The sequence below is a fragment of the Vibrio aphrogenes genome, from assembly GCF_002157735.2.
Lineage (GTDB): Bacteria > Pseudomonadota > Gammaproteobacteria > Enterobacterales > Vibrionaceae > Vibrio > Vibrio aphrogenes.
This window is the reverse complement of record NZ_AP018689.1, coordinates 1,862,023-1,879,037: the sequence shown is the minus strand read 5'-3', so window position 1 is coordinate 1,879,037 and position 17,015 is coordinate 1,862,023. Positions and strand designations below refer to the sequence as shown.

14 protein-coding genes and 8 tRNA genes are annotated in these 17,015 nt (G+C 42.5%); 20 read left to right on the top strand and 2 right to left on the bottom strand.

The genetic code is table 11. The features are described from left to right. Positions 1-217: 217 nt before the first annotated feature. The 14 genes from csrA to luxS all read left to right on the top strand — a co-directional run bounded on the left by csrA (position 218) and on the right by luxS (position 8,557). Positions 218-415 (top strand): carbon storage regulator CsrA, encoded by a 198-nt coding sequence (gene csrA, locus VCA1004_RS08555; RefSeq protein WP_086983112.1) that lies wholly within the window; start codon positions 218-220, stop codon positions 413-415. Positions 416-622: 207 nt separating this feature from the next. After that, positions 623-715 (top strand) — tRNA-Ser (locus tag VCA1004_RS08550). 85 nt (positions 716-800) lie between these two features. Beyond that, positions 801-877: transfer RNA gene (locus VCA1004_RS08545), tRNA-Arg, on the top strand. A 19-nt stretch (positions 878-896) separates the two neighbouring features. Further along, positions 897-989: transfer RNA gene (locus tag VCA1004_RS08540), tRNA-Ser, on the top strand. Between the two features lie 79 nt (positions 990-1,068). Further along, positions 1,069-1,145 (top strand) — tRNA-Arg (locus VCA1004_RS08535). A gap of 43 nt (positions 1,146-1,188) precedes the next feature. Then, positions 1,189-1,265, top strand: a tRNA-Arg gene (locus tag VCA1004_RS08530). Between the two features lie 43 nt (positions 1,266-1,308). Continuing rightward, positions 1,309-1,385, top strand: a tRNA-Arg gene (locus tag VCA1004_RS08525). A 35-nt stretch (positions 1,386-1,420) separates the two neighbouring features. Then, positions 1,421-1,497 (top strand) — tRNA-Arg (locus VCA1004_RS08520). Between the two features lie 35 nt (positions 1,498-1,532). Next, positions 1,533-1,609 (top strand) — tRNA-Arg (locus tag VCA1004_RS08515). Positions 1,610-1,813: 204 nt separating this feature from the next. Further along, positions 1,814-2,767 carry an NADP-dependent oxidoreductase gene (locus VCA1004_RS08510; protein ID WP_086983114.1) on the top strand — a complete coding sequence of 318 codons (954 nt, stop codon included), beginning with the start codon at positions 1,814-1,816 and terminating at the stop codon, positions 2,765-2,767. An 8-nt stretch (positions 2,768-2,775) separates the two neighbouring features. Then, positions 2,776-3,225 carry a YqaA family protein gene (locus VCA1004_RS08505; RefSeq protein ID WP_232012586.1) on the top strand — a complete coding sequence of 150 codons (450 nt, stop codon included), beginning with the start codon at positions 2,776-2,778 and terminating at the stop codon, positions 3,223-3,225. After that, on the top strand, positions 3,226-6,075 hold the full coding sequence (locus VCA1004_RS08500) for a M16 family metallopeptidase (RefSeq protein WP_086983116.1): 2,850 nt from the start codon (positions 3,226-3,228) through the stop codon (positions 6,073-6,075). A gap of 166 nt (positions 6,076-6,241) precedes the next feature. Next, positions 6,242-7,813 (top strand): glutamate--cysteine ligase, encoded by a 1,572-nt coding sequence (gene gshA, locus VCA1004_RS08495; protein ID WP_086983118.1) that lies wholly within the window; start codon positions 6,242-6,244, stop codon positions 7,811-7,813. Positions 7,814-8,038: 225 nt separating this feature from the next. Beyond that, entirely contained in the window at positions 8,039-8,557 is a 519-nt protein-coding gene (luxS, locus tag VCA1004_RS08490) for an S-ribosylhomocysteine lyase (protein ID WP_086983120.1), read from the top strand. 156 nt (positions 8,558-8,713) lie between these two features. Here luxS and VCA1004_RS08485 read toward each other — a convergent pair whose 3' ends face one another. Together VCA1004_RS08485 and VCA1004_RS08480 are read right to left on the bottom strand one after the other, a co-directional pair. Beyond that, entirely contained in the window at positions 8,714-9,997 is a 1,284-nt protein-coding gene (locus VCA1004_RS08485) for an HlyC/CorC family transporter (RefSeq protein ID WP_086983122.1), read from the bottom strand. 118 nt (positions 9,998-10,115) lie between these two features. Continuing rightward, a complete protein-coding gene (locus tag VCA1004_RS08480; protein ID WP_086983124.1) occupies positions 10,116-10,910 on the bottom strand; it encodes a cytochrome C assembly family protein in 795 nt (264 codons plus the stop codon). 373 nt (positions 10,911-11,283) lie between these two features. Between VCA1004_RS08480 and ffh the strand changes: the two genes are divergently transcribed. The 6 genes from ffh to dapB all read left to right on the top strand — a co-directional run bounded on the left by ffh (position 11,284) and on the right by dapB (position 16,926). Then, on the top strand, positions 11,284-12,663 hold the full coding sequence (gene ffh, locus VCA1004_RS08475) for a signal recognition particle protein (protein ID WP_086983126.1): 1,380 nt from the start codon (positions 11,284-11,286) through the stop codon (positions 12,661-12,663). 350 nt (positions 12,664-13,013) lie between these two features. After that, a complete protein-coding gene (gene rpsP / locus VCA1004_RS08470) occupies positions 13,014-13,262 on the top strand; it encodes a 30S ribosomal protein S16 (RefSeq protein ID WP_027697617.1) in 249 nt (82 codons plus the stop codon). Positions 13,263-13,304: 42 nt separating this feature from the next. Next, the gene (rimM, locus tag VCA1004_RS08465) at positions 13,305-13,835 is read left to right on the top strand and encodes a ribosome maturation factor RimM (RefSeq protein WP_086983129.1); all 531 of its coding nucleotides are present in this window, start codon (positions 13,305-13,307) and stop codon (positions 13,833-13,835) included. Between the two features lie 28 nt (positions 13,836-13,863). After that, entirely contained in the window at positions 13,864-14,628 is a 765-nt protein-coding gene (trmD, locus tag VCA1004_RS08460; RefSeq protein WP_086983130.1) for a tRNA (guanosine(37)-N1)-methyltransferase TrmD, read from the top strand. A 41-nt stretch (positions 14,629-14,669) separates the two neighbouring features. Continuing rightward, positions 14,670-15,023: a 50S ribosomal protein L19 gene (gene rplS, locus VCA1004_RS08455; RefSeq protein WP_086962820.1), complete on the top strand. Its 354-nt coding sequence runs from the start codon at positions 14,670-14,672 to the stop codon at positions 15,021-15,023. A 1,093-nt stretch (positions 15,024-16,116) separates the two neighbouring features. Then, positions 16,117-16,926 (top strand): 4-hydroxy-tetrahydrodipicolinate reductase, encoded by an 810-nt coding sequence (gene dapB / locus VCA1004_RS08450; protein ID WP_086983132.1) that lies wholly within the window; start codon positions 16,117-16,119, stop codon positions 16,924-16,926. The last annotated feature ends 89 nt before the right edge of the window (positions 16,927-17,015 follow it).

Genomic DNA, 17,015 nt, shown 5'->3' with positions numbered 1-17,015 from the left:
TCTAAATCTTTAATTTATATTGAATGTGCAAATGGAATAGTTGCTATTATAGGGACGAATTATTTAATTTGGTTTGATCCTCATATTTCGATATACATTGGCATCAATTTACCTAAAAATTCGTGTTTTTATCATTAAGTTTATTTACCCAAATAGAGCTTTTAATGGATAATGGCGTAATTGAAATAATAAATAGAGATTACTCAAGGAGTAGACAATGCTAATTTTGACTCGCCGAGTTGGTGAAACTTTAATGATTGGTGATGAAGTCACCGTGACAGTTCTAGGTGTAAAAGGTAATCAGGTACGTATCGGTGTGAATGCACCAAAAGAGGTATCTGTTCACCGTGAAGAGATTTACATGCGAATTCAAGCAGAAAAGGGTAACCCTACTGCGCCATCTGGCAACTACTAATTTGTATTGTGAAATTTAGGTCAGCACTGCTGGCCTTTATTTTTTTGAATCTAAAAACTTACGCTATATTATCGGCAAAACAGGATAAATAGGTCGATTTTTAACGCATTTGATTGAATACTATCCTGTTGGACGTTTTTTCCAAGATTTTATCAATAAAGTGTTTGACATATTTTGGGTAAAACGTAATATGTGCCTCCGCAAGACGGTGAGGTGGCCGAGAGGCCGAAGGCGCTCCCCTGCTAAGGGAGTATGCGGTTTGTAGCCGCATCGAGGGTTCGAATCCCTCCCTCACCGCCATTCTTGCATTTTTCTTTTGACATTTAGTTAGCAACTAAGTGAAATATATAAAGAAATGCTTTAGTATAGAAAAACAGATTATTGCGCGCTCGTAGCTCAGCTGGATAGAGTACCTGGCTACGAACCAGGCGGTCGAAGGTTCGAATCCTTCCGAGCGCGCCATTCTGAAAAGACAAAACGTGGTGAGGTGGCCGAGAGGCCGAAGGCGCTCCCCTGCTAAGGGAGTATGCGGTTTGTAGCCGCATCGAGGGTTCGAATCCCTCCCTCACCGCCATTTTGTTGGTAAAGATAATGTAAGCCTTGCAATTTACATTCCCTCGTTACTGTTTTTATATTAGAGGTCAAATCATTGCGCGCTCGTAGCTCAGCTGGATAGAGTACCTGGCTACGAACCAGGCGGTCGAAGGTTCGAATCCTTCCGAGCGCGCCATCATTTGACAAAACTGCCTTTAGGTAGAAAACAGAATTATTGCGCGCTCGTAGCTCAGCTGGATAGAGTACCTGGCTACGAACCAGGCGGTCGAAGGTTCGAATCCTTCCGAGCGCGCCATCATTTGACAAAACTGCCTTTAGGTAGAAAACAGAATTATTGCGCGCTCGTAGCTCAGCTGGATAGAGTACCTGGCTACGAACCAGGCGGTCGAAGGTTCGAATCCTTCCGAGCGCGCCATTTCAATCACAATGTTGGATGTATTAAAAATTTGCGCGCTCGTAGCTCAGCTGGATAGAGTACCTGGCTACGAACCAGGCGGTCGAAGGTTCGAATCCTTCCGAGCGCGCCATTTCAATCACAATGTTGGATGTATTAAAAATTTGCGCGCTCGTAGCTCAGCTGGATAGAGTACCTGGCTACGAACCAGGCGGTCGAAGGTTCGAATCCTTCCGAGCGCGCCATATTTTGAAGCCCTGCACATTTGTGCGGGGCTTTTTTGTTTTTTGCGTTAAAGCTTATCTAAGAGGCTTTCAGTCTGAGTGATAGTGCGATACTTTAGTGATAAATCATCGAACATTTATTTGGGGTGAACATGATCCCAATAAATCCTATTAAATCAGAATAATATCAATACCCACTTTGGTATAACGGAAAGGACGATCTCCATGCCTTCTAATAAAAAAATTGTTATCTCACAATTTGGTGAAGCAGAATTACTTGAAATTTTAGATGTGGATATTCCAGTGCCACAAGAAGGTGAAGTTCTGCTGAAGGTCGCTTATGCGGGTGTGAATCCCATTGATGTCAAAACGAGAGCAGGGCTCGGTTGGGCTGCTCAACATAACAAAAACAACCTACCTTGGACTCCTGGCTATGATGTTTCAGGGGTTGTGGTTAAACAAGGGCTTGGCAGTAAAAAGTTTAACCTTAATGATATGGTAGCAGGCTTTATTGGTTTTCCACTGCGTGGTGGAGGTTATAGCCAATATCTTTGCGTGCCGGAAACGGAGCTCGCTTTAGTACCAGAAGACATTTCTTTAAAACCTGCCGCTGCGATTCCATTAGCGGGACAAACCGCGGCACAAGCCTTAGAGAAAGCGCAAATTCAATCCGGTGAAACCGTGGTTATTTTAGGTGGCGCTGGTGGGGTTGGACACATTGCGGTTCAAATCGCTGTGGCTGCAAAAACGAAAGTATACGCCTCATGCAGTGCCGATAACTTAGCTTACGTTGAATCTTTGGGTGCAACGGCGTTAGATTATTCCAATCCAGATTATTTGAAAGAGATTGGTTCCGTCGATGTGTTAATTGATTTAGTCGGCGGTCAAGCGGCAATTGATGCCATGACATGTTTACATCCTGGCAGTCGTTTAATTACCGTACCTACCATCACTTCTTCTTTAGTATGTGAGCAAGCCTCAGAACGTGGTGTGATTGGCATGGGTATGTTAGTTGAACCTGAAGTCACTCAAATGGAAGAACTATTAAGCTTGATTAGCTCTGGAATGATCAAGGTACAGATTGAACAAGTAATGTCGTATCAAGATGTCGTTGACGCTCATAAAAAGGTAGAAACCGGTCGTGCTCGCGGTAAAATCTTATTGGATATGCAAGCTTAAGGTGACCTTTGTCTGAGTTTTATTTTGCCCTGCAACAATACTTTGTAGGGCATCCTCTTTGGTTTTTATTCTTCTCGGGCTTTTTAAGTGCAACCTTATTACCTGGTAGCTCTGAACTTAGCCTCTATGCCGCGTTAGAATTAAATACGATTTCGTTTTTCTGGGTGATGAGCATTGCAACTTTAGGCAATACTCTTGGCGGTATGACCAATTATTATTTAGGGCTTTTTTTGCCAAATAAAACACTACGCCATCGGCGTGGCCACCAATTAGAGAGCTGGATACAGCATTATGGCTATTGGGTGCTATTGATGAGTTGGATGCCTATCATTGGCGATCCACTGTGTGTGGCGGCAGGTTGGTTGAGAATGAACCCATGGCTATGTAGCTTGGCCATTTTTTTAGGAAAAGGTTTAAGGTATATTGCCCTAGGCATGATTTTTAAAGGGTTGATGTAAATGAAAAAATGGCTAATAAGTTTAGTGGTCGTCAGCTTGTCTGGTTGTTCGTTATGGAACCAGAGTGAATCCGCTTCACCACTTCCGGAAGGGATTCGTCTGATCGAATCAAAGCCCGCCAATCCTGATGTTGCCTCCATTCCATACTCTAAATACAAACTTGATAATGGCTTAACTCTGATCCTTTCACCCGATCATTCTGACCCGTTGGTGCATGTTGATGTTACTTATCACGTGGGTTCTGCACGTGAAAAAATCGGTCGTTCGGGTTTTGCTCACTTTTTTGAACATATGATGTTTCAAGGTTCAGAACATGTGGGAGATCAACAACATTTTAAAATCGTTACCGAGGCTGGTGGAACCTTAAATGGCACCACCAACCGTGATCGTACCAATTATTTTGAGACCGTTCCTTCCAATCAATTAGAAAAGATGTTGTGGTTGGAATCTGATCGCATGGGTTTTTTAGTGAACGCCATTTCGCAACGAAAATTTGAGATACAACGCGATACGGTAAAAAATGAACGCGGTCAAAATTATGATAACCGCCCATACGGTTTAATGTATGAAAAAATGGGCGAGGCCTTGTATCCTCAAACTCATCCATATTCATGGCAAACAATTGGTTATGTAGAAGATTTAGATCGGGTTGATGTGAATGATCTTAAAGATTTCTTCTTACGTTGGTATGGCCCTAATAATGCCGTATTGACCATAGGTGGGGATATCAATGAAGCGCAAACACTCAAATGGGTGGTGAAATATTTTGGTTCAATTCCAAAAGGACCTGAAGTGGAAAATGCGCCGAAGCAGCCTGTTATCCTATCGAGTGATCGTTTCGTGACGTTACCGGATCGTATTCGCCAACCTATGGTGATGATGGCGTTTCCAACTGAATATCGCGGTGCTAAATCGGAAGCCTCATTGGATGCATTAGCCTCGATTCTTGGTGATGGTAAAAATAGTCTCTTATATCAATATTTAGTCAAAACCGAAAAAGCCGTTGATGCTGGTGCATTTCAAGATTGCGCGGAATTAACCTGTACCTTGTATGTGTATGCGATGGGAGATGCGGGAGATAAAGGGGATTTGAAGCCAATCTATCAAGCTCTCAACCAAACATTAGCATTGGTTAAAACTCAAGGTGTACAACAAGATCAACTGGATGCCATCACAGGGCAAGCTGAAGCGGCAACGATTTACGCCCTGCAAAGTGTCAGTGGCAAGGTTTCTCAATTAGCGGCCAATCAAACCTTTTTCAATCAGCCAGATCGCTTACAGACGGAATTAGCGCAGATTCGTAATGTGACACCGAAGTCAGTTAAAGATGCTTATTTACAGTTTGTGGATGGTAAACACAAAGTGGTGTTAAGCGTGGTGCCTAAAGGGCAAGAGCAATTAGCGGTGCAAGCCACGAACTTTGTGCCTGCTGAGCGCTATTTACCGCATTATCCCAAAATCACCGATCAAGAATTAAATATTCGTGAGGCAAAAGACGATTTTGATCGCTCGGTAATGCCTCCTGTTGGCGAGCCTGTGACTGGAGTCATGCCTGATTTGTATCGATTTAATTTACCCAATGGAATCGAGGTGTTAGGAACGCAAACTCAAGAGACTCCAACGGTTGCTATTCAAATTGCATTTCCAGCAGGTCAACGTTATGTAGAGGCTGGGCAAGAAGGCTTAGCGGGATTAACCGCGCAGATGTTACAAGAAGGTACTACTTTACACACCAGCGAGCAGTTACAACAACAGTTGGACAAACTTGGCAGTAGTGTGAGTGTTTCTGCCGGGGGCTATCACGCGAGTTTAGTGATTACGTCTTTGACTAAAAACTTAGAAGCAACGCTAAAAGTGGCCGATGAAATGCTATTTAAACCAGCTTTTCAACAGTCAGATTTCATGCGAATAAAAAATCAAACTATTCAAGGGATCATTTATTCACACCAACAACCCTCATGGTTAGCGTCTCAAGCGACAAAACAGGTTTTATACCGAGGAACCCTATTTAGCCGTGATAGTGATGGCAGTGTAGCGTCATTACAAGCTTTGACATTGGAAGATGTGAAACGTTTTTATCACAGCCATTACACGCCACAAGGCGCAAAAGTGGTGGTCGTGGGAGCACTAGATAAAGCTCAAGCTGAACACACTTTAGGTTTTCTACAAAAATGGCAAGGTCAAGCGGTCGAGATGCCACAAGCCGGAGCCATTACTCCACTGACTCAGCAACACCTCTATGTTGTTGATAAACCGAACTCTCCACAAAGTGTGGTGCGTTTGGCTCGAATTGGTATGCCTTATGATGCCACCGGGGAGATGTATTTAACTCAGCTTGCTAATTACAATCTAGGTGGGAATTTTAATAGCCGCATTAATCTCAATCTACGAGAAGATAAAGGTTTTACTTATGGCGCGGGTGGCAGCGTATTTGGAACGAAAGAAACGGGCATGATTTTGTATAGCGCTCAAGTAAGAGCCGATGCAACGGCGGCCTCGATCCATGAGTTGTTATCTGAGCTTAAGCGTTATAGCCAAGAAGGGATGACCGAAGATGAACTGGCCTTTATGAAGCAAGCTGTTGGTCAGCAAGATGCCTTAAAATACGAAACGCCAGGGCAAAAGGCTGGGTTATTATATTCAATCTTAGATTATTCTCTCAGTGATGATTTTATTACTCAGAAAGCTGAGATCGTTAAAAAGGTAGATAAACAAACCTTAAATAATGCGGCAAGGACTTGGTTCCAACCACAAGATTTTCAAATTATTGTTGTGGGTGATGCTCAGAAGCTAATGCCTGAATTGGAAAAATTAGGAATTCCACTTCAAAAGCTTGAAGTTCAGCGCTGATGCCCATACGTTAGACAGACTAGCCGTTAATATGGCTAGTCTATTGTTATTGAAATGACTTTGTTGATGATTACTATTTTCTAACGGCTTTCGATTTCCTTATAGTAATTATTTCTCAGAATGACTATCCTAGCCGGATCACAAACCACAATAAGTGAGTGCTATTTTGACCGAATTTTCTGCACGCCTTCAGCAGGTTGCTCGCAACCCTGAGACTTTTAAGTACTTTGGACGCGGAATTGAGCGTGAAACCTTACGTTATGATTCAAATGCTCAGCTTGCCTTAACTCCTCACCCTAATGCTCTGGGATCGGCCTTGACCAATCGATGGATCACGACAGATTTCTCTGAGTCATTGTTGGAATTTATTACGCCGGTTTCTAATAATGTTGATGAGTTATTACACCAATTAAAAGACGTGCACCATTTCACCATGAGTAACATGGGAGATGAGAAACTGTGGCCGATGTCAATGCCTTGCTTTGTGAGTGATGAGACTAAAATACCTTTAGCGGAATATGGGCGCTCTAACTCTGGACGAATGAAAAACCTATATCGCCAAGGTTTGAAGCACCGTTATGGCAGTTTGATGCAAATTATCTCAGGGGTGCACTTTAATTTTTCTTTTCCTGAGAGCTATTGGGATAGTTTGTATGGCGAACAAGATGAGCAGCAACGTGCTGAGACTAAATCGGAAGGCTACTTTGCTTTAATCCGTAATTATTATCGCTATGGTTGGATTATTCCGTACTTATTCGGTGCTTCTCCAGCACTGTGCCCTTCTTTTATTAAAGGAAGAGAAACAGGCTTACCCTTTGAAACTATTGGTAAAACGCTCTACTTGCCTTATGCAACAGCACTAAGGTTAAGCGATTTAGGGTATACCAACAGTGCGCAAAGTGATTTAAATATCAGTTTTAATGGTTTAGATGAATACCTAACAGGCTTACAAGCAGCTATGCATAAGCCATCAGAGCGATTTGCACAATTAGGTGTGGTGGTTGACGGTGAGCATCGTCAATTAAATAGCAACGTATTACAAATTGAGAATGAGCTTTACGCGCCTATTCGACCAAAACGTGTGGCGAAAAGTGGTGAGAAACCATCTGAAGCGCTAAAACGTGGCGGCGTGGAATACATCGAAGTACGCTCGTTGGATGTGAACCCATTCAGTGCGATTGGTGTCTCTAAAGAGCAAGTTCTATTTTTAGATTTGTTTGTTACCTGGTGTGGCCTGAAAGATTCAGCCCCCATGCAAGACGGTGATTTAGAATGCTGGCGTGGCAACTGGAATAACGTCATTTTAGAAGGTCGTAAACCAGGCTTATCGTTCAAATTATGCTGTGACCAGCAGCCTAATACCTTAGTTCATTGGGGAAAATTAATTTTTGAACAATTAAATGACATCGCGATTGAGATGGATAAAGCCAATGGTGGTAATGATTACCAAGCAGTGTGCCAAACCTTAGTGTCTTGGATTGAGGACCCTGAGTTAACCATGTCGGGTCGTTTACTGCACTTAATTCGTCAGTCAGGTGGAATTGGTAAAGTCGGAAGTGATTTAGGTGATCAATATCGTGAAGAATTACGTGCGCATCAGTATCAGATCTATAATCAACAAATGATGGAACAAGAAGTGGTACGTTCGCGTCAAGAACAACAGCAGATTGAAGAAAGTGATCAATTAAGTTTTGATGATTTTCTTGCTGATTATTTCTCATATTTAAAGAAATCATAATATGAAACTTCGCCGACTGATTCGCTTGAGCTGTATTGACGCAGTGAGGGCGTTATTCGTTGGCTGAGCAACACCGCCATCTGAGCGATAAGATAATTTATGTGCTATCTTTCGTTAATTCTTATGGTTGGCGCTCAAACAACATCAATCAGAATGACAAGATAATCGTAGTGGGTTTCGGTAATAATGACCGACTACGCGAAATACATTTAGGAGAAAACAGCAATGCCTCTATTAGATAGTTTTACCGTTGATCATACTCGCATGAATGCACCAGCGGTGCGTGTTGCCAAAACAATGCAAACACCAAAAGGGGATACAATTACTGTTTTTGATTTGCGTTTTTGTATGCCTAACAAAAGCATCTTATCTGAAAAAGGGATTCATACTTTAGAGCATCTTTACGCTGGATTTATGCGTGCTCATTTGAATGGTTCTGAAGTTGAAATTATTGATATTTCACCAATGGGTTGTCGTACAGGTTTTTACATGAGCCTAATTGGGACTCCGAGTGAGCAACAAGTAGCGGACGCTTGGTTAGCGGCGATGCAAGATGTGTTAAAAGTAGAAGATCAAAATAAGATCCCTGAGCTAAATGAATACCAATGTGGTACTTATTCCATGCACTCATTGCAGGAAGCTCAAGAGATTGCTCAGCAAATTATTAGTGCGGGTATCAGTGTTAATAAGAATGATGAGCTGGCTTTACCAGAAAGCATGCTGCAAGAACTTAAAGTCAATTAATTGCCGTTATAGCTTGTTTTATCAATAACAATACTTAAACAAAACAGCCCTCAACGAACAATGAACGTTGAGGGCTGTTTTTATGGTAAGACGGTTTTGGTATAAAGTTCATTACCTCGAGCAACGACAGGCCGCAGCACCGAGGCGTGAGAAACATTAATGCAGTTTTTTCAGTTTTTTCTTCGATGGATAGACTTTTACTAACTTGATCTTATTTTCTGCAATCTCAATTAATTCCATCTTATGATTGGCAATTTCAATACTGAGGTAGCTTTCAGGAATATCTTCCAGATGTTCTAATACCAAGCCATTTAAAGTCCTTGGACCATCGGTTGGAAGTTTCCAATTTAAGCCTTTATTGATATCTCGAATATTTGCACTGCCTTCAATTAGGTAGCTGCCATCGCTTTGCGGGGTAATTTCATCAGCCAGGCTAGGGGACATCGAAGTGGTAAACTCACCAACGATCTCTTCTAAAATATCTTCTAAAGTAATTAAACCGATAATGTCACCATATTCGTCCACAATCATGCCAATACGCTCTTTATTACGTTGAAACTTTAACAGTTGGACGTTGAGCGGGGTAGCTTCTGGAATGAAATACACTTCATCAGCCGCTCGCAACAAGGTTTCTTTATTAAATTCATTTTTTTCTAGCATCAAGCGATATGCTTTGCGGAGACGAAGCATCCCCACCACTTCATCAATTTGATCGCGATACAAGACGACGCGTCCATGAGCTGAGTGAGTTAATTGGCGAACAATTGATTTCCAATCATCGTTGATATCAATACCGGTAATTTCGTTGCGCGGCACCATAATGTCATTCACGGTAACATGCTCTAAATCTAAAATCGAAATCAGCATATCTTGGTGGCGGCGAGGGATTAAACTTCCCGCTTCATTAACAACCGTACGCAATTCGTCAGAGCTTAATGGATCGCCAGTGGCATCTTCAGCTCGTATTCCAAGTAAGCGTAATAAGCCATTGGTAATAAGGTTAACTAAGAATACCAGTGGTGACAGCAGCTTCATTAATAGACGAAGTAAGATGCTGCTGGTGTAAGAGACACGTTCAGGGTACATCGCCGCTAAGGTTTTTGGCGTAATTTCAGCAAAAACAAGAATCACTAAAGTCAGTACCCCAGTGGCAATCGCTACCCCATAGTCACCATAAAGACGCATACCAATAATGGTCGCAATAGCGGAGGCAAGAATATTAACTAAGTTGTTACCAATTAAGATCAGGCCAATTAAGCGGTCAGGACGCTCTAATAGAGCCTCAACGCGTTTAGCCCCTTTATGACCTTGATTAGCAAGATGTCGTAATCGGTAGCGGTTTAATGCCATCATGCCTGTTTCAGAACTGGAGAAATAGGCAGAAATAAGGATTAAAATTCCCAGTAGGCCAAACAGCAGCCCTGTTGATATGTCACCCAAACTTAGGTTTTCCTTTGATTGTTAGAATTAAGCTCACGTTCTTCATTTATTTGAAGACATGAAGTTTTGACAAATCTGATTATCCTGTCAATAGATAGGGATAATTCAAATAAACTATTTAGTTTAAAATTATTTCTCGTACGAAGCGGCTACCGAAGTAGGCCAATGTGAGTAAGGTGGTTCCACTGATAGATAACCATAAGACGCGCTTGCCACGCCAACCTTGCTGGTAATGGCCCCATAACAAGATGCTGTATAAGATCCAAGCAATAAAAGATAAGACACTTTTATGGGCATTAGAGGTTGAAAACATTCCTTCGGTATACACAGCACCGGTAATGAGAGTAATCGTCAACAACACGGTACCGATTAAGATAATCTTGAAAAGGTGGCGCTCCACCATCATTAATGGTGGTAGGTTCGGGTTAATGACCAGTGATTTTTTACGCTTTAATTGATGATCAAGCCATGCCAGTTGTAGTGCAAATAAGGCGCCAATTGTGAGTGTTGAATAGGCAAATAGGGCAATGGTAATGTGGATCAGTAATTCTGTATGACCTTCAAAGTGGGTGATGAAGGTACTCGGTAAGAAAGCAGCCGCGCCTAAATTAATCGCTGAAAAGCTGTACACCACAGGTAAGAGAAACCAAAGACGAGTCTTCCACATTGAAATGGTCAAGACAAAACAGATAATAAAACCGATCAATGAGGCGACATTCAACAGGCTCATATTCTGCCCATTGGGGTTGAAAATGAAGTCGCTGATGAGCCAACCGTGTATGCCAAGGGCCAACAGAGCTAAAGTAAAGACCAGTTTGATGCTAATACCTGAGCGCTGCACAAGTCCTGGGACAATCGTACAGGTGGCAGCAAAGTATAAAATGACCGCTAAGATTGAAAGTATGTTTTCCATATAATCGATTGAATATATCCATTGAATGCAACAGTATAACTCGCACTGGGCAAGCTATCTAAGGTTTTCTATTTTGTTAACCCTAAGGCCTCGTGACCATAAGTGGGTTATGGTGCCAAGATTGGGTGTTTTTATATTAAAGCACGAATGCGTCATTGGCTCTAATGATACTAACATTTAGTTAGAGTGAATTGGCACTCATCACAGAAGAAAAAAACACCCATAATAGGAAATTCAGTGAAACAAAATGATAGCATCGGTATACTAGCTAACAATTATATCCATTTATTTAAGTAAAAAGTTGAAATATCCCTGTGTATCAGTGTCTCTCTTCAACTTTCACTATTTGACTTAATTTTATTTAGGCAAAATCATGTTTGATAATTTAACCGAAAGACTGTCCCAGAGCCTGAAAAATATCAGTGGCAAAGGACGATTAACAGAAGACAACATTAAAGATACGTTGCGCGAAGTTCGCATGGCATTGCTTGAAGCGGATGTTGCGTTACCTGTTGTTCGTGACTTTGTAAAGCAAGTCAAAGACCGTGCTGTTGGGATCGAAGTTTCTAAATCACTCACTCCAGGTCAAGAGTTCATCAAAATCGTTCAAGCTGAGCTTGAGTCAGTCATGGGCGAATCGAATGAAGCCTTAAATTTAGCGGCTCAACCACCAGCGGTTATTTTAATGGCGGGCCTACAAGGTGCAGGTAAAACCACCAGTGTTGGTAAGCTATCAAAATTATTGACTGAGCGTGATAAGAAAAAAGTATTGGTGGTTTCTGCCGACGTTTATCGCCCTGCTGCGATCAAACAACTTGAAACATTAGCCAATGAAGTGGGCACTGACTTCTTCCCATCGAGCGCCGATCAAAAACCGATCGATATTGCTAATGCCGCTATTGATCATGCTAAAAAGAAATTTTACGACGTCGTTATTCTCGATACCGCTGGTCGTTTAGCCATTGATGAAGAAATGATGGCTGAAATCCAAGCTTTACATTCTGCCATTAATCCAGTCGAAACCTTGTTTGTGGTCGATGCCATGACAGGGCAAGATGCCGCAAATACGGCAAAAGCGTTTGGTGAGGCCTTGCCTTTAACTGGTGTGGTCTTAACCAAAGTTGACGGTGATGCTCGTGGTGGTGCTGCTTTATCGGTTCGTCATATCACAGGTAAACCGATTAAATTCTTAGGTGTCGGTGAAAAAACAGATGCCTTAGAAGCATTCCACCCTGACCGTGTTGCATCACGAATCCTTGGCATGGGCGATGTATTATCTCTGATTGAAGATCTAGAGCGTAATGTCGATAAAGCTAAAGCCGAAAAAATGGCGAAGAAGTTCAAGCAGAAAAAAGGTTTTGACCTTGAAGATTTCCGCGAACAACTTGGCCAAATGAAAAATATGGGTGGCATGGCTGGCATGATGAATAAATTGCCAGGTATGGGAAACCTCCCAGCGAATGTGAAAGATCAAGTCGACGATAAAATGTTTACCCAAATGGAAGCCATGATTAACTCGATGACGATGAAAGAGCGCGAACACCCTGAACTTATCAAAGGCTCTCGTAAAAAGCGTATTGCTGCTGGTTCTGGCACCCAAGTACAAGATGTAAACCGTATGCTTAAGCAGTTTACTCAAATGCAGAAAATGATGAAGAAAATGCAAAAAGGTGGCATGAAAGGCATGATGCGTAATATGCAAGGCATGATGGGCGGCATGGGCGGTGGTGGTTTTGGCGGCTTTGGGCGTTAACCCATCACGTTATTTCCTGATGACATTTTATGTGAAGTCTGTCACAATTCATTTTGAGTAAAAATTGCTCATTGATTGATGGTGTTAGCACCAGATGAATGACAACAATAGATGAGTTAAATAAGGTCAATAAATGAGTTTACTCAAGAACACAGACTTGGAAACAAGCTCGGTATTCTGAATATTGGCCTTGTTTACTTATAAAGCCCTTGCATTGACTCCTAATAAGAGTAAAATTCGGGGGCTTTATTTTGGCACGAGGCCCCAAGTCGTTTTTATCCTCATGATTTTTGAGTGAGAAAACTATATTTGGGGCTAATTTAATTATTGAGAAAGCAAAAGAGGACGACATGGTAACCATTCGTTTGGCACGTCACGGCGCTAAGAAGCGTCCATTTTATCAAATCGTTGTAGCTGACAGCCGTTGTGCAGCAACTGGTCGCTACATTGAAAACGTAGGTTTCTTTAACCCTACTGCTCAAGGTCAAGAAGAAGGTCTACGTCTAGACCTAGATCGCGTTAACCACTGGGTTGGTCAAGGCGCATCTGTATCTGACCGTGTTGCTAAACTAGTTAAAGACGCTCAAAAAGCGGCTTAATTATTAGCATCTATAGAGTTGTAACGGTTAAAGGTAAAAAACATGAGTGAACAAAACGAAAAAATTGTAGTAGGCAAGCTTGGTTCTTCTTACGGCATTCGTGGTTGGCTTAAGGTTTTTTCCTATACCGATAATGCTGAAAGTATTTTTGAATATGCCCCTTGGTTTATTAACCAAAAGGGTAAACTGGTTGAATATAAAGTCGAAAGCTGGAAACGCCATAATAATGGTTATGTTTGTAAACTAGAAGGCGTTGATGTCCGTGAAGAAGCGCAATTATTCGCTAACGTGGAAATCTTTATTGATCCAGTATCACTGCCTGAATTGTCAGAAGAAGAATTCTACTGGCGTGAGTTATTTGGCATGCAAGTTTACACTACTCAGGGCTACCACTTAGGTGAAGTGACTGATTTGATGGAAACAGGCTCCAATGATGTTTTGGTGGTGAAAGCAAATTTAAAAGATGCTTTTGGCCAAAAGGAACGATTAATTCCGTTCCTTGAAGAGCAAGTGATCAAGAAAGTTGATCGTCAAGCTCAACGGATCGAAGTTGACTGGGATCCTGGATTCTAATCACACTAACAGATAAGCGAGTAACGCAATGTGGATTGGCATAATTAGCCTTTTTCCCGACATGTTTCGAGCCGTGTCTGATTATGGTGTGACAGGTCAAGCGGTAAAAAAAGGTCTTTTATCATTAGAAACATGGAATCCTCGTGATTTCACTCATGATAAACATCGCACTGTTGATGATAGACCTTACGGTGGTGGCCCTGGCATGTTAATGATGGTTCAGCCTTTGAGCGATGCCATTCAAGCAGCCAAACAAGCCGCACCGAGTAAGGCGAAAGTGATCTACTTATCTCCTCAAGGTCGTAAACTTGACCAACAAGGAGTAGAAGAATTGGCAACTCATGAGAATTTAATTCTGATTTGTGGCCGATACGAGGGAGTAGATGAACGCATTATTCAATCTTATGTTGACGAAGAATGGTCAATTGGAGATTTTGTAATGACGGGTGGGGAAATCCCAGCCATGACGTTAATTGATTCGGTATCTCGGTTTGTTCCGGGGGTACTTGGAGATTTTGCGTCGGCAGAAGAAGATTCTTTTGCGAATGGTTTGTTAGATTGTCCTCACTATACGCGTCCTGAAGTGTTAGATGGTGAACAAGTGCCAAGTGTACTGACTTCCGGAAACCACGAGGACATTCGTCGCTGGCGATTACAACAATCGCTAGGCCGAACTTGGCTTAGAAGACCAGAGCTTCTGGAAAACCTAGCTCTGACTGACGAACAGGAACAATTGCTGGCGCAGTTCATCATTGAGCAGCGGTCTTTAGGTAATAAAGATAGAAGCAACTAGCCTAATAAATTTAGTATCAGTTTAATCTAGGAAATAAACACATGAGTAACATCATCAAGGCTCTTGAAGAAGAGCAAATGAAACAAGACATCCCTGCATTTGCACCAGGTGACACTGTTGTAGTTCAGGTTAAAGTTAAAGAAGGCGACCGTGAGCGTCTACAGGCATTCGAAGGCGTTGTTATCGCTAAGCGTAACCGTGGTCTTCACTCAGCATTTACTGTTCGTAAAATTTCGAACGGTGAAGGTGTTGAGCGTGCTTTCCAAACTCACTCTCCAATGGTTGATAGCATTGAAGTTAAGCGTCGTGGTGCAGTACGTCGTGCCAAATTGTACTACCTACGTGAGCGTTCTGGTAAGTCAGCTCGTATCAAAGAGAAGTTGACTAAGAAGTAACGCACGCTGCGTTCTCAGAAATAAAACGGGTCCCAAATGGGGCCCGTTTTTTTATTAAGGATCGCTTCGCTGCTAGGGGCGCTTCGCTTCTCGTTTCTAGTTGCTAGGAAAAGATCGTTCGCGATCGATGTTGCCTTTATAGACTCTATTAAACGTACGGGGATGAGGTAAGGGCGCTACGCTGCTAGAGTCGCTTCGCTTCTCGTGACTCGTTGCTAGGAAAAGCGCATCAGCGATCGCTGTGTTTTTGCATGCACCTGATATGAGTTCCGAGAGCCTTCGCTTCGTGTTGCGAGTAAAAAGCATCACGCTGTACATTATCTATAAAACATAGCAATTTCATTTGTTGTCAGTTGCTTCAGTCCAGCATAATTTTCTTCATCACGCATCACGCATCACGCATCACGCATCACGCAACATTATTTTCGGCTCTCGAGCGCAGCGTCCCGTAACACGGCTGCGTTTTTACCACTTTTGCTTTTCCGAGCTACGAGCAGCGAAGCGCCCTAGGTACGAGTACCGATATAAAAATGAATCTTCTTCGCTGTTCGGCTCCCGAGCGTAGCGTCCCCGTAACACGGCTGCGTTTTTACCGCTTTTGCTTTTCCGAGTTACGAGCAGCGAAGCGCCCTAGGTACGAGTACCGATATAAAAATGAATCTTCTTCGCTGTTCGGCTCCCGAGCGTAGCGTCCCCGTAACACGGCTGCGTTTTTACCGCTTTTGCTTTTCCGAGTTACGAGCAGCGAAGCGCCCTAGGTACGAGTACCGATATAAAAATGAATCTTCTTCGCTGTTCGGCTCCCGAGCGTAGCGTCCCCGTAACACGGCTGCGTTTTTACCGCTTTTGCTTTTCCGAGTTACGAGCAGCGAAGCGCCCTAGGTACGAGTACCGATATAAAAATGAATCTTCTTCGCTGTTCGGCTCCCGAGCGTAGCGTCCCCGTAACACGGCTGCGTTTTTACCGCTTTTGCTTTTCCGAGCTACGAGCAGCGAAGCGCCCTAGATTCGAGTACCGAAAAATCACTTCTTCCCATTCTTTTCCAAAAAAGCTACATTCCTTGTAACAAAATTATCAAAGGAGAGAGAAGCAATGGTACGTATTGCGATTGCAGGCGCAGCTGGCCGTATGGGCCGTAATCTGGTAAAAGCGGCTCACTTAAATTCAAATGCACAAGTGGCAGCAGGATCAGAACGCTCAAGGTCGTCATTAATTGGAGTGGATCTTGGTGAGCTAGTGGGTGAAGGCAAGTTTGACGTTGCGATGGTTGATGACTTAGCACAAGTTATCGAGCAGTTTGATGTGATTATTGATTTCACCGCTCCAGTGAGCACGCTCGCCAATATTGAGTTGTGTAAGCAGCATAGCAAAAAAATTGTCATTGGTACCACGGGCTTCTCAGAACAAGAAAAGCAAATTATTGATAATGCCGCCCAAGAGATAGCGATTGTCATGGCGCCTAACTACAGTGTTGGCGTTAATTTAATGTTTAAGCTTCTTGAAAAAGCCGCCAAAGTGATGGGAGACTACTGTGATATTGAAATTGTTGAAGCTCACCATCGTCATAAAGTAGATGCTCCATCGGGAACGGCGCTTGGTATGGGTGAAGCAATCGCTGGTGCCATGGGTAACAAACTAAGTGATGTTGCGGTGTATGCTCGTGAAGGAATAACCGGAGAGCGTACCAAAGACGAGATTGGTTTTGCGACAATCCGAGCTGGCGATATTGTGGGTGAGCATACAGCTATGTTTGCAGATCTTGGTGAGCGTGTAGAAATCACACACAAAGCAACCGATCGTATGACCTTTGCTAACGGAGCCATTAAAGCTGCGGTATGGTTAAATAATCAAGAAAGTGGTTTTTACACCATGCATGATGTACTTGGATTAAATGATTTGTAAGTGTTTTTTGAAATATTAAAGTGCACTAATATTCATTGTTGTATTTTTTATTATCTCTTTTAAAAATCATTAATTGTTAAAGTCGCTCT